Consider the following 13,248-nt stretch of genomic DNA (forward strand, 5'->3'; position numbering starts at 1 on the left):
TAGCAAGCCGCTTTCCATGCTCGAACTCTTCTATTCGAATCGTCACGAGACGCTCGCCGCAGCGCTCTTCGAAGACCTCGACGCGTTTGCGATGCGCGAGGGCGATCCCTTCGCGCGCGAGTCCGTCATCGTGCCGAGCGCGGCGTTGCGGCGCCGGCTCGAACTCGATATGGCGGAGCGCTTCGGCATCTGCGCGAACGTCGACTTCTGTTATCTCGCGCAATGGCTGTGGGCGCAGATCGGGCGCGTGCTGCCGGTGCCCGCGCATTCGCCGTTTTCGCCGGACCGGCTCGCGTGGCGTTGCTATCGGCTCTTCGAAGATCCATCGTTCGGCGATTCGGCGCGGCTATCGACGTATCTGAACGCCGCCGACGATTCCATGCGCTACGAACTCGCGCGGCGCATCGCGACAGTCTTCGATCACTATCTGACGTATCGGCCCGAGTGGCTCACGCATTGGCAGGCGGGCGGCTCGATTCTCACGGGAAGCAATGCCGAAATCGACGCGCGCGGCCCGCGTCTTTCTGGCGCGAACGACATCCAGCGCGAGGACGAGCGCTGGCAACGAGCGCTCTGGCGCGCACTGCTCGAAGACCTGTGCCGCGATGAGAACGGCGACGAGAAAGACCCGACGCCGCCCGCATACCGCTTCCTCGCCGGTTCCCCCGGCTTCGATCTCGATACGGTGATGCGCGCGCAATGGCCGAGCCGCATCAGCGTGTTCGCCTTGCCGACGATGCCGCCGCTGCACATCGCGCTCTTGCGCGAGCTGTCGCGCTGGATCGACGTGCGCGTCTACGCGCAGAATCCTTGCCGCGAGTTCTGGTTCGACATCGTGAGCGAGGCGCGCGTCGAACAACTCGAATTGAAGGGCGAGGCGGACTATCAGGAAGTCGGCCATCCGCTGCTCGCGGAGTGGGGCCGGCAGACGCAGGCGCAACTGCACATGCTGCACGAATTGACCGAGAGCGCGGCGTCGAGCGAGCGGCAACTGTTCGAGAACAATCCCGCGCCTACGTGGCTCGCGCGTCTGCAAAACGGCATCCTCGCGCTCGATGAAGACAGCGCCGAGCCGCAGCTCGAGGACATCGTCGAGAACGGCATCGAAGTGCATGTTTGTCACAGCCTGTCGCGCCAGCTCGAAGTGCTGCACGACCGCTTGCTCGACTGGTTCGACGATATCGAAGGGCTGGAGCCTTCGGACGTGCTCGTCGCGTTTCCGGATCTCGCAGTCGCTGGGCCGCTCATCGACGGCATCTTCGGCACCGCGCCCGCGGGCGCGAGCAACGAGCGCCGGCGCATTCCGTATCGGATTACCGGCCTGCCGCCGTCGCAGGCGAATCCCGTCGCGCGCGCGCTCATCGACTGGCTCGCGCTCACCGAACGCAGCGTCGGCGCGCCCGAGCTCGTCGAATGGCTGCGCGTGGATGCGATCGCGGCGCGCTACGGCATCGACGCCGCCGCGCTCGAAACGGCGCAGGCGTGGCTCGCGGCGGCAGGCGCGCGGCGCGGCCTGCGTCCCGACGACGTGACGGCGGACGACGTGCCCGCCGCGCGTCACACATTCGCCGATGCGCTCACGCGGCTCTATCTCGGCTATGCGCTGCCGGGCGGCGGCGCGCCGGTCGCGGATTGGCTGCCGATCGAAGGGGCGAACGGGTCGGAGGCCGAATTGCTTGGCCGTCTCACGCGCTTCGTCGACGATATCGACGCGTTCGCCGAACGCATCGCGAGAGCGCGCACCGCGCGCGCCTGGGGCGATCTGCTGCTCGACGCGCTGGAGCGTTTTTTCGATGCGGGCGTCGCGTTCGCCGACGCCGTCGGCGACGTGCGCCGCGCGATCGATTCGCTGATCGCCGCAATGGACGAGGGCGCGGGCGAGACCGAAGTATCGGCCGCCGTGATCCGCACCGCGCTCACCGATACGCTCGACGATCCAGCGCGCGGCGGCGTGCCCTGGGGCGGCGTCACGTTCTCGTCGCTGACGAGCTTGCGCGGGCTGCCGTATCGCGTCGTGTGTCTGCTCGGCATGGACGACGGCATGCTGCCGAGCCTCGCGCGCGCCGACGAGTTCGATCTGATGGCGCGCTTCGGCAAGCTCGGCGACCGTCAGCGCCGCGACGACGAGCGCAATCTGTTTCTCGATCTCACGCTCGCGGCGCGCGACCGGCTGATGATCGCGTACACGGGCCGCAGCATCCGCGACAACGCCGTGCTGCCGCCCGCCGCGCTCATCGACGAACTGCTCGACTACCTCGCGCAGTCCGTCGCGGGCAAGCACGCGGCGCCGGACGAACTCGCGAACGCGCGCGCGCGCTTCGTGTTCGAGCATCCGCTGCAGCCGTATGCGCCCGAGTATTTTCGCGACGATGGCAGGCTCTTCACTTACGAACCCGAGCGCGCCGAACTCGCTCGCGCTTTGGAGTCGGGCAAGTCGCAGCCCGTCGCGCGATTCTTCAGCGCGCCGTTGCCGCCGGAAGACGACGCGCAGACCGTCGCGTTCGACGACTTCGTGCGCTTCTGGCGGCATCCGGCGCGCTCGCTGTTGCGCGACCGCCTGGGCATTGCGCTCGTCGATGCCGAGTCCGAACTCGACGACACCGAGCCGTTCGAGCTCGGCTTCGCGGGCCGCGATGCGCTCGCCGCGCGCGTGCTGCCCGCGCTGCTTGACGCCGCCGACGATGGCGAGCGCGCCGCGCGGGAACTCGCAAGACGCGTCGCGCGCGCGAGTCCCGAAATGCCGGGTGGCGCGACGGGCGGCGTGTGGCAGGCGCGCGAACTGCACGCGCTCGGGCAACTGGCGGAGCGCGTGCGGGCATCGACGTCGGCGGGCGTCGAACGTCTGCCGTTCTCGCTGGACGTGAGGCCACGCTGGCCCGACACCGCGGGCATCGCGCTATTCGGCGCGCACGACGATTCGCTCGTCGACGTCCGTCCGATGGCGCTCGTCGGCACGTTGAACGCGCTGACGCCGCAAGGCCAGGTGATCTATCGCTACGACGCGCCGCGCGCGCGCGATTATCTGTCCGCGTGGCTCGCGCATCTCGCGTACTGCGCGGCGCTGCCCGACGGACCGCGCCGCACGATCTGGCACGGGCGCGGCGCACAATCGGCGGATTTCGAACTGATGCCCGTCGCCGATCCGCTCGCGCATCTCGCCGCGCTCGCGTCGCTCTATCGCGCGGGACGCCGCATGCCGCTGCGCTTCTTTCCGAAGAGCGCGTGGCTCAAGGTGAAGGAGGGCGATTCGAAAGCGCAGGCCGCGTGGGAATCGGAGCGCACGCACGCCGAATCCGACGATCCGGTGTTTCGCATCGCCTTTCGCGGCGCGGACCTCGCACTCGACGACGCCTTCGCCGCGCTCGCGCGCATCGTGTTCGAACCGCTCGTGCAACATCTGCGGAGCGGCGCATGACCAACCTGACTTCATCTCTGGACAACATCGGCGTGCAGGAACTCGACGTCTTCTCTTGCGCGCTCGACGGCGTCAATCAGATCGAGGCTTCCGCCGGCACCGGCAAGACCTGGAACATCTGCGCGCTCTACGTGCGGCTGCTGCTCGAAAAGCGCCTGTCCGTCGAGCAGATTCTCGTCGTCACGTTCACGAAGGCGGCGACCGCCGAGCTGCACGAGCGCATCCGCTCGCGGCTCGCGGGCGTTGCCCATGCGATCGAAAACGGCGATGCGGCGGGCGATCCGTTCATCGAGCAACTGTTCGACACGACGCTCGCCGGCATCGACGCAGACGAAGCCGCGAAGCGCCTGCGCATCGCGGTGTCGACCTTCGATCAGGCCGCGATCCACACGATTCACGCGTTCTGCCAGCGCGCGCTGCAGGAAGCGCCGTTCGCCGCGGCGATGCCGTTCGCGTTCGAAATGGAAGCCGACGACAGCGCGTTGCGCTTCGAGCTCGCCGCCGACTTCTGGCGCGAGCGCGTCGAGCCGGTGGCGGCGCGCGTGCCGTCGTTCGCGTCGTGGCTCGTCGCGAAGGGCGCGGGTCCGGCATCGCTCGATGCGCAACTCGCGCGGCGTCTGAAGAAGCCGCTCGCGGCGCTGCGTTTCGGTGACTTCGGCGCCGCGCAAACCGCCGACATGCAGGCGCTCTTCGACCAAGCCTGCGCGTTGTGGCACGCCGAGCGCGACGGCATCGTGAAGCTGCTCTCCGACGCGAAGGATGCGCTGAAAGCGAACAGCTACAGCACGAAGATCGTCGGCGAGGCCATCGAGGCATGGAGCGCCTACTTCGCGGAAGGCGATTGCCACGCGCCGCCGCCCGAGCGGGCGCTCAAGCTCACGGCGACCGCGCTCGCCAAGGGCACCAAGGTCAAGAACACGCCGCCCGCGCACGCCTTCTTCGATCAGGCCGATGCGCTCGCCGCGTCCGCCGCCGCCGCCGAGGCATCGCAGCGCGCGATGTGGCTCGACATCGTGCGTGAATGGCTCGATCACGCGCCTTCCGAACTCGCCGCGCGCAAGCGCGCGCGCCGCGTCGTGTCGTTCGACGATCTGCTGTCGAACCTGCATCACGCGCTCGTGAAGCACGCGTGGCTCGCCGAGGCGTTGCGCGCGCGTTATCCAGCCGCGCTCATCGACGAATTTCAGGACACGGACCCGCTGCAGTTCGCGATCTTCGATCGCGTATTCGCGCCGCACGGGCCGCTCTTTCTCGTCGGCGACCCGAAGCAGGCGATCTACAGCTTCCGCGCCGCCGACCTGCACACGTATCTCGCCGCGCGCGACGGCGCGAGCGCGCGCTACACGCTCGCGGTCAACCAGCGCTCCACGCCGCCGATCATCGAGGCGTGCAACCGTTTGTTCGAGGCGAATCCGTCGGCGTTCATCCTAGATGGGCTCGACTATCAGCCGGTGCGCGCGGGCACGCGTCAGCGCGGACCGTTCGTCGACAACACGCCGGCCGCCGCGTATTCGGACATCGCGGATTTCTGCGTGTGGATGCTGCCGCACGGCGAATCGGTGCTTGTGAAAGCGAATGCGCAGCGCGATGCCGCAGAGGCCTGCGCCGCCGAGATCGCGCGGCTGTTGCGCGGTGCGCAGCGCGGCGAAGTGACCATCGGGAAAGCGCCGCTGTCGGCGGGCGATATCGCCGTGCTCGTGCGGACGCATCGGCAGGGCAGTCTCGTGAAGCGCGTGCTCGCGGCATGGGGCATCGGCAGCGTGGAGCTCGCGCAGGCGTCCGTGTTCGGCTCGCTCGATGCCGAGCAGATCGAGCGCGTGCTCGCCGCCATCGACACGCCAGGCGATCTGCGCCGCCTGCGCGCCGCGCTCGCCACCGACTGGTTCGGGCTCGACGCCGCCGCGCTCTGGCGGCTCGAACACGCGGACGCCGCCGATCCACACGGCGAGCCGATCGATTCGACGAGCTGGGTCGAGCGCTTCTCGCGCTATCGCACGATCTGGCACGAGCGCGGCTTCGCGGTGATGTGGCGCACGCTCGCGCGCGAGCTGTCGATCGCGACGCGTCTCGTCGCACGGCCCGACGGCGAGCGCCGGCTCACGAACGTGAATCATCTGGCGGAGCTGCTGCAGGCGCGCTCGGCCGAACAGCCCGGCATCGCGCCGACGCTGCGCTGGCTCGCGGCGCAACGCGAGCAGCAGGGCGGCGGCGAGGAAGCGCAACTGCGTCTCGAATCGGACCGCAATCTCGTGCAGATCGTGACCGTGCACAAGTCGAAAGGGCTTGAGTATGCGGTCGTGTTCTGTCCGTTCCTGAACGACGGCGCGTCGCGCGAGGCGTCGAAATCCGGTTTGCCCGATGCGCGCGAGTATCACGACGACGCGGGCGTGGCGGTGCTGCATTACGGCATGGAAGGCGACGAAGACGATCTCGCGAGTGCGGCCATTGCGCGCGAGCAGGCGGCCGAGAGCGCGCGTCTCGTGTATGTCGCGCTGACGCGCGCGGTGTTCCGCTGCTATGTCGTCGCGGGTTCTTATCTGTCGAGCCGGTCGACGAAGGAGTCGCGCCGAAGCGTCCTCAACTGGCTCGTCGCGGGTGGCGGAAAAGACTTCGATGCGTTCTGCGATGCGCCGCCCGAGGAAGCGGAAATCGTCGCGGCGTGGCATGCGGTTGCGGCGCGGTCGCAGGGCGCGATCGGCGTCGCGCCGCTGCCGGTGATCGACACGCGCGAGCCGCTCGAAGCCGACGCGTCCCACGAACACGAGATCGCCGCGCGCACGAACCGGCGCATCCTGCGCGATCGCTGGCGCATGGCGAGCTTCAGTTCGCTGATCGCGGCGGGCGCGCGCGACGAGGCGAATCAGGCGCAGCCGGTGGAAGCGCGTCCGGATCACGACGAACTCGCCGCGCTCGATGACACCGCGCGCACGGACGCCGCTTCAAGTGACGAATCGCCGCTCGATCCCGACGACATTCTCGCGTTTCCGCGCGGCGCGGCGGCGGGCGAATGCCTGCATCGCATGTTCGAGCTGGCGGATTTCACCGATGAGTCGAGCTGGCCGGCCGCCGTCGAGCGCGCGCTGCACGAGCATCCGACGCCCGCGCCGGAAGCGCTCGCGCCGCGTCTGCGTCCGATGATGCTGCGTCTCATCGGCGATACCGTGAGGAGCGAAATCGCGCCCGGCATGCGGCTCGCGACCATCGCGACGACGCGCCGCATGAACGAACTGGAGTTCCTGTTCCCGGCGGATTCGCTCGATTTCAGCGCGTTGCGGCGTCTGCTCGCGGCGCACGGTTTTCCCGACGTCGCGCTGGAGGCGGGCGCGTTGCGCGGATTCATCAAGGGTTTCATCGACATGATCGTCGAGCACGAAGGCCGTTTCTGGATCATCGACTGGAAGTCGAATCATCTGGGCGATGCCGCTTCCGACTACGCCGCCGCGCCGCTCGCCACGGCAATGGCGGAGCACGCGTATCACCTTCAGGCGCTCATTTACGTGGTCGCGCTGCATCGATATTTGCGCGCGCGGCTCGCGGGCTATGCGTACGACACGCATGTCGGCGGCTATCTGTATCTGTTCGTGCGCGGCGTGCGCCCGGACTGGCGCGACGGTGAAGAAGCGTGCGGCGTGCATCGCGGACGGCCGTCGCTGGAACTGGTCGAGGCGCTCGATCGTTTGATGTCGGGAGGCGCGGCATGAGCACGCTCGATGCAATGCAGGCGACGCGCCCCGTGCCCGCGCCCGCCGATGAAAGCGCGGCGCTCGCCGAAGGTTTCGCGCGGCGCATGAGCGCGCTCGCGGCGTGCCTGAACGCAGACGAACGCAGCGTGCTGTGGGCCGAACGCGCCGCGCTCGCGATGAGCCGCGCAACCGCGCAAGGCCACGTGTGCCTGCCGCTCGCCGCGCTCGCGCGCCGTCACGACGCGCGTTTCGACGAGGCGCGCGACGCGCTGCTTGCAAGCGGTGTCGCGTGCCTCGTGCGCGGCGGCGCGCGCGCGGACGCGGCCGACCTGCTGCCGCTCGTCATCGACGAGGACGGGCGGCTTTATCTCGCGCGCTACTTCGACTACGAGCGCAGGCTCGCGTGCTCGCTCGTCGAACGTTCGCGCGATACGCGCATGACCGCTTCGCGAGAGGACATCGCGCGACAGGCCGAACGCATCGCGCGCTATTTCGGCCCGCGCGCGGATGACGACATCGACTGGCAGCGGGTCGCGGCGTTCGTCGCGCTGGCGGGACGGCTGACGATCGTGAGCGGCGGGCCGGGCACCGGCAAGACGACGACCGTCGTCGGCGTGCTCGCGTGTCTGCTCGACGCCGATCCGGACTTGCGGATCGCGCTCGCCGCGCCGACCGGCAAGGCGGCGCAGCGCATGCAGGAGGCGCTCATCGAACGCGCGGACAAGCTGCCGCCCGAACTCGCCGAACGCCTGCCGCGCACGTCGTTCACGTTGCAGCGATTGCTCGGCGTGCAGTCGGACGGGCGCTTCCGGCATCATCGCGACAATCCGTTGCCGTATGACGTGATCGTCGTCGACGAAGCCTCGATGATCGACGTCGCGCTCGCCGCCCATCTGCTCGAAGCCGTCGCGCCGGCGAGCCGTCTCGTGATGCTCGGCGACAAGGATCAACTGTCGGCGGTGGAAGCGGGCGCGGTGTTCGCGGAACTGAGCGCGGAGCCGTCGTTCAGCCATGCGGGCGTGGCGCGCATCGCGGCGGCGCTTTCGGTCGATGCGAAGCGCCTCGAAGCCGCATTGCCGAACGCCGCGCCCATCGACGATTCCGAGGGCTACGGCGATCTCTTCGACGCGAAGGCCGAGCCCGCGCTCACCGATTGCGTCGTGTGGCTGCAGAAGAACTATCGCTTCGGGCTCGATTCGGACATCGGGCGTCTGTCGATCGCAATCCGCAATGGCGACGAACGGGCCGCGCTCGATGCGCTCGATCCATCGGGCGAGCGCGCGGCCGTGCTCTTCGACGATGGCGACGCGACGCTGTCCGAGCGCACCCTCGCGCGTCTCGCGAAAGGCTTCGCGCCGTACGCGGACGCGCTCTCGGCCGTGCTCGACGGCGAGCAAGCGGATCACGCCCGACTCTTCGATGCGCTGAATCGCTTCCGCGTGCTGTGCGCGACGCGCAAGGGGCCGCGCGGCGTCGACGAAGTGAACGCGCGCATCGCGGCGAAAGTGCGCGAGCAAGCGGGCATTGCGCTTGCACTCGGTGCACAGTGGTTCGCCGGACGGCCGGTGATCGTCACGCGCAACGACTATGCGCTCGGGCTTTTCAACGGCGATATCGGCATCGCGCTGCCGGGCGCCGACGGCCTGTTGCGCGTCGCGTTCCGCCTGGCCGATGGCGCGCTGCGCTACGTGTCGCCCGCTGCGCTGCCGCCGCACGACACCGCGTTCGCGCTCACCGTGCACAAGTCGCAAGGCTCGGAGTTCGAGCACGCGGCGCTCGTGTTGCCCGGCGCGTTCGTGCGCGTGTTGTCGCGCGAGCTGGTGTACACGGCGATCACGCGGGCGAAGCGCAGAGTCGAAGTGATCGGCTCGGCGGCGATCTTCGCGCAAGCCGTCCGGGAGCCGACGCGCCGCGACTCCGGGCTGGCCGCGAGAATGCGGCGCCTATCCAGGGAATTCGACCGATGACCATCACCGACAGCCTCGCCGTGCCGCCCAACGAAATCGAGCTGACGGCCGTGCGCGCGCAAGGCGCGGGCGGTCAGAACGTCAACAAGGTGTCGAGCGCGATCCATCTGCGCTTCGACATCCGCGGGTCTTCGTTGCCGGAGCACATCAAGGCGCGTCTGCTCGCGCTTTCCGACAGCCGCGTCACGCGCGAGGGCGTGATCGTCATCAAGGCGCAGGAGCATCGCACGCAGGACATGAATCGCGCGGCGGCGCTCGCGCGTCTCGACGAACTCATCCGCAGCGTGTCGGTCACGCGCCGCAAGCGAATCGCGACGAAGCCGACGCGCGCATCGCAGTTGCGGCGCGTCGAAGGCAAGGTGAAACGCGGCGCGATCAAGGCGGGACGCGGGCCGGTGCGTGGCGAATGACTCAGCTTTGCCACTTCGGCGGCATGTCGACGCGCGGCCCGAAGAACCACGACTTGAGCACGTCGCGTCCGATCACGCGGCCCAGTTCGGCGAACGCACAGTAGTTGCCGATCATCAGCACGAGAAGGATCTGGACGGCCCAGAACTGCGGCCAGTTGATATGCGCGATGAGCGCCTGATTCGCGGCAGCAAGGCCGTGGGTCTCCTTCCAGAAGTCCAGCAGCCGCTCGAGATAGTGCAGGATGCCAGCGATGGCCGTGTAGATCAGCGTTTTCCAGGCGGCGTTCCAGACCAGCGGACGGTCCGGATAGCGGTTGATGAACGGCAGCATGTTGGCGATCAGCACGGACTTGCCGAGAATCAGCGAAGCGACGAGCACTGACATCGACGAGGTCAGCGAAATGCCGGTGCCCATTACCATCAACGCGCGCACGATGGCGACGGCATGCAGGAGGATGAAAAAGAAAACGGTCGGCGGGACCATTTTCATCATTTCATGTTTGAGCTTGGCGAACAAATCGTGCATGACGGCTCCCGGCAAAAGCGCGAAGGATGACGCGGCGCCGCACGGCGTGCAACGGCATCCAAACAATTTCACCCTTGCGGACGATGCCGCCCGCACACCGCCGCTTTTCCCGAAAGCAGTATAGTCAGCGCGCGAATTTTCGCCGTCCGACGAACGGCACGCGTTTCACGACGCCCGTCGCGAGCGCGGTGCCCGCGAGCACGATCGCGCAGCCCGCCATCATGACGAGCGAGACGTGCTCGCCGAGAAAGAGCGCGCCCCACAGAATGCCGAACAGCGGAATCACGAACGTGACGGTCATCGCGCGCGCCGGGCCCGCGACCGCGACCAGATGGAAGTAGATGAAATACGCGATCCCCGTGCAGCCGATGCCGAGCGCGAGCACCGCGCCCCATGCGTGCGCGGAAACCGGCGCGGCGGGCCACGTAAAGAGCGCGATCGGCGCGAGCGTGAGCGTTGCGCCGATCATGCTGCCGGCCGCGTTGGTCATCGCGTCGACGTCCATCAGATACTTTTTCGCGAAGTTGCCCGCGACGCCGTAAAGCGCCGACGCCGCCAGCGCCGCCGCCGCCGCGAGCATGCCTTGCACCGGCAGCGCGGCGGCTTGCCCGGCGTGCTCCGGCGCGATCTGGTTCCACACCAGCACGAGCACGCCCGCGAAGCCGATCGCCATGCCGATCGTGCGCGCGGTCGTCAGGCGATCCTTGAGCCACAGGAAAGCGACGAGCGCGCCGAACAGCGGCGTCGTCGCGTTGATGACGGACGTGGCCCCGGCCGAAAGCGTCAATTCGGCATACGCGAAGAGACAAAACGGCGCGGCCGAGTTGAGAATGCCGACGGCGAGCAACTGAAGCCAGCGTTTCTTCAGCGTCGCGGCGGTTTGGGCGAGCGGCCGCCGCGAAAGCAGCATCGCGATCAGGAACACGGCGCCGATGCCCACGCGCACGGCCATCAGCGGCGCGACGCCGAACTCGGCGACGCCCACGCGGATGAAGAGAAACGACGCGCCCCACAGGGCGGCGAGGACGATCAGTTGCAGCAGATTGGCGGGTGACATGGCGGGCGGACTTCGCAAGGCTCATCGAAAGTCCGCGCATGTTAGCACCGCGTTCGTCTCAGAAATGGTCCGCCGGACGAAAGCGCAAGAAGCGGGAGAAACAGGGGAAGCGCGAAAGCTCAATGCGGCGGGATCATCCACGTCAGCACGTTTTGCTGCAGCCACACGAGCACGCCGAGCAGGATCGTCAGCAAGATCGAATGCTTGAACGTGCGCGCGAACACGAGGCCTTCCTTGCCCTTGAGCTCGGTGGTCGCGACGCCGGTCGAGATGTTTTGCGGCGAGATCATCTTGCCCATCACGCCGCCCGACGAATTGGTCGCCGCCATCAGCACCGGATTGAGGTTGAGCTGGTTCGCCGCGACGACCTGCAGATTGCCGAAGAGCGCGTTGCCCGACGTGTCGCTGCCGGAGAGGAACACCGCGACCCACCCGAGGAACGCGGACACGAGCGGGAAGAACGGCCCGACCGACGCCACGCCCAGACCGAGCGTGTAGTTCATGCCCGAGTAGTTCATCAGATACGCGAGGCCGACGATCGTCGCGACCGTCAGAATGGCGATGCGCGTCTGCACCCACGTATCGCCGATCGCCGCGACGTATTCGCGCGCGGGCAGCTTCACCATCAACGCGGTGATGATCGACGCGACCAGGATCGCCGTGCCCGTCGCGAGTGGCTGGAAGTCCCAGATCGCGCCGTAAGGCTGCTTGTAGAGCGTGATGTAGACCGCCTTGTCGAGGCCCGGCCACGCGATTTTCACGTCGCCGATCATGAAGATCTTGAGCACCGTCCACACGATCACGACCACCGAGACCACGATCCACGGCACCCAGCCCTGGCCGCCCGGAATCGCCGAACGCGTCGCGCCGGCGCGCTCGACGTTCACCGCGAAGCGCTCGTCCGCGACCGGCTTCCACACGCGCAGGAACGCGATCGTCACGATCAGCGAGACGAGCGACGAAAGCACGTCGGTGAGCGCATAGCTGATGTAGTTCGACGTCACGAACTGCGTCAATGCGAACACGCCGCCCGAGACGAGCAGCACGGGCCAGATACGCATCATGTTGCGAAAGCCCGCGTAGATACCGATCACATAGAAGGGCAGAAAGAGCGCGAAGAACGGCAACTGGCGACCGACCATTTTGGCGAGCGCATCGGTGGGCAGGTGCGTGACTGCGCCGAGCACGGTGATCGGCACGCCGAGCGCGCCGAACGCGACCGGCGCCGTGTTGAAGATCAACGTGAAGGTGAGCGCTTCGAGCGTCGGGAAGCCGAGCAGGATCAAGAGCGAACTCGTGATCGCGATCGGCGTGCCGAAGCCCGAAATCCCTTCGAGCAGCGCGCCGAACGAGAAGCCGATCACGACGAGCACGATGCGCCGGTCGTTCGGCAGGTTATCGACCATCCACATGCGAAATGCTTCGAAGCGCCCCGAGCGTTGCGCGACGTTGTAGAGCAGGATCGCGGCGAAGACGATCCACATGACCGGCCACAGCGCGAACACGGCGCCGGCCGCGACCGAATCGAGCGCGAGCCCGACCGGAAAATGCCAGCCCGCGATGGCGATGACGAGCGCAAGGACCAGCCCCGCGAGCGACGCCTGCCACGCGGGACGGCGCGCCCAGCCGAGCAGCACGAGCACGAGGATGATCGGCAGCGCGGCGACGATGAAGGATGCGAACAGGGAATTGGCGATCGGGGTGAGTAGCTGGTGGAACATCGGGTCTCCTTCGTTCTGTCATGAACCGAAGCGGCGCCAACGCGAAGCCGCGATGCGCGTGGAGTTCGATGTCCGGTCGCCGGCTTAAGCAACCGCATAACGCGCACACTAAGAATAGGGCGCGAAGGGCATGCGTCAAGGCGTGAATGCCCGTCCATTCCGGCCACGGCGTGGCGCGCAGAGGTGAATGGACGTGAAGGGACGCGCCGCTTGCGGGCGCGTCATCGATGCGGACGGAGAAGCACGGACGAGCGCGATCAGCCCTCGGCGACGGCGCTCGGCGCGCTCTCGTCGCGACCGGCCGATGGCGTCTGGCGGAAGACCCACACGGTCAGAAGGCCGAGCGAGGCGAAAATCCACAGCAGGAAAAACACGAAGGCCATCATGTCCGATCCCCCGATACGGAAACGTGCGCGGAACAACGGTTATCGCCGTTGCGACTCGATGCAGGGAAGCTATGTAGCCAAAA

The 13,248-nt window shown here is 67.7% G+C and carries 8 protein-coding genes; 4 read left to right on the forward strand and 4 right to left on the reverse strand.

What is annotated here, in order from left to right; translation table 11 throughout:
- Window positions 1-16: 16 nt before the first annotated feature.
- From recC to arfB, 4 genes are read left to right on the forward strand one after another with little or no spacing between them, the layout of a single operon-like run.
- Complete coding sequence (recC, locus tag LDZ23_RS04370) at window positions 17-3,415, forward strand: exodeoxyribonuclease V subunit gamma (RefSeq protein ID WP_244807857.1); 3,399 nt, start codon at window positions 17-19, stop codon at window positions 3,413-3,415.
- Window positions 3,412-7,116, forward strand: a complete 3,705-nt coding sequence (gene recB / locus LDZ23_RS04375) for an exodeoxyribonuclease V subunit beta (protein ID WP_244807858.1) — start codon at window positions 3,412-3,414, stop codon at window positions 7,114-7,116. Before recC ends, recB begins: the two co-directional genes overlap by 4 nt.
- Window positions 7,113-9,065 (forward strand): exodeoxyribonuclease V subunit alpha, encoded by a 1,953-nt coding sequence (gene recD, locus LDZ23_RS04380; RefSeq protein ID WP_244807859.1) that lies wholly within the window; start codon window positions 7,113-7,115, stop codon window positions 9,063-9,065. Before recB ends, recD begins: the two co-directional genes overlap by 4 nt.
- A complete protein-coding gene (gene arfB / locus LDZ23_RS04385) occupies window positions 9,062-9,475 on the forward strand; it encodes an alternative ribosome rescue aminoacyl-tRNA hydrolase ArfB (RefSeq protein WP_244807860.1) in 414 nt (137 codons plus the stop codon). The genes recD and arfB overlap by 4 nt, the downstream gene beginning before the upstream one ends.
- Before the next feature lies 1 nt (window position 9,476).
- Here the strand turns inward: arfB and LDZ23_RS04390 are convergent, their stop codons facing one another.
- From LDZ23_RS04390 to LDZ23_RS34830, 4 genes are all read right to left on the reverse strand, one after another.
- Window positions 9,477-10,001 (reverse strand): hypothetical protein, encoded by a 525-nt coding sequence (locus tag LDZ23_RS04390; RefSeq protein ID WP_008350584.1) that lies wholly within the window; start codon window positions 9,999-10,001, stop codon window positions 9,477-9,479.
- 124 nt (window positions 10,002-10,125) lie between these two features.
- A complete protein-coding gene (locus tag LDZ23_RS04395; protein WP_175979897.1) occupies window positions 10,126-11,058 on the reverse strand; it encodes a DMT family transporter in 933 nt (310 codons plus the stop codon).
- Between the two features lie 119 nt (window positions 11,059-11,177).
- On the reverse strand, window positions 11,178-12,779 hold the full coding sequence (locus tag LDZ23_RS04400) for an L-lactate permease (RefSeq protein WP_034474233.1): 1,602 nt from the start codon (window positions 12,777-12,779) through the stop codon (window positions 11,178-11,180).
- 257 nt (window positions 12,780-13,036) lie between these two features.
- Entirely contained in the window at window positions 13,037-13,165 is a 129-nt protein-coding gene (locus tag LDZ23_RS34830) for a hypothetical protein (RefSeq protein WP_268811669.1), read from the reverse strand.
- Window positions 13,166-13,248 lie beyond the last annotated feature (83 nt).

The organism is Caballeronia zhejiangensis (assembly GCF_022879815.1).
GTDB classification, from domain to species: Bacteria; Pseudomonadota; Gammaproteobacteria; order Burkholderiales; family Burkholderiaceae; genus Caballeronia; species Caballeronia zhejiangensis.

What these genes read in the sequence shown, in the direction of transcription:
- recC (WP_244807857.1), top strand. Translation starts at nt 17, where the DNA reads ATGCTCGAACTCTTCTATTCGAATCGTCACGAGACGCTCGCCGCAGCG.
- recB (WP_244807858.1), top strand. Translation starts at nt 3,412, where the DNA reads ATGACCAACCTGACTTCATCTCTGGACAACATCGGCGTGCAGGAACTC.
- recD (WP_244807859.1), top strand. Translation starts at nt 7,113, where the DNA reads ATGAGCACGCTCGATGCAATGCAGGCGACGCGCCCCGTGCCCGCGCCC.
- arfB (WP_244807860.1), top strand. Translation starts at nt 9,062, where the DNA reads ATGACCATCACCGACAGCCTCGCCGTGCCGCCCAACGAAATCGAGCTG.
- LDZ23_RS04390 (WP_008350584.1), bottom strand. Translation starts at nt 10,001, where the DNA reads ATGCACGATTTGTTCGCCAAGCTCAAACATGAAATGATGAAAATGGTC.
- LDZ23_RS04395 (WP_175979897.1), bottom strand. Translation starts at nt 11,058, where the DNA reads ATGTCACCCGCCAATCTGCTGCAACTGATCGTCCTCGCCGCCCTGTGG.
- LDZ23_RS04400 (WP_034474233.1), bottom strand. Translation starts at nt 12,779, where the DNA reads ATGTTCCACCAGCTACTCACCCCGATCGCCAATTCCCTGTTCGCATCC.
- LDZ23_RS34830 (WP_268811669.1), bottom strand. Translation starts at nt 13,165, where the DNA reads ATGATGGCCTTCGTGTTTTTCCTGCTGTGGATTTTCGCCTCGCTCGGC.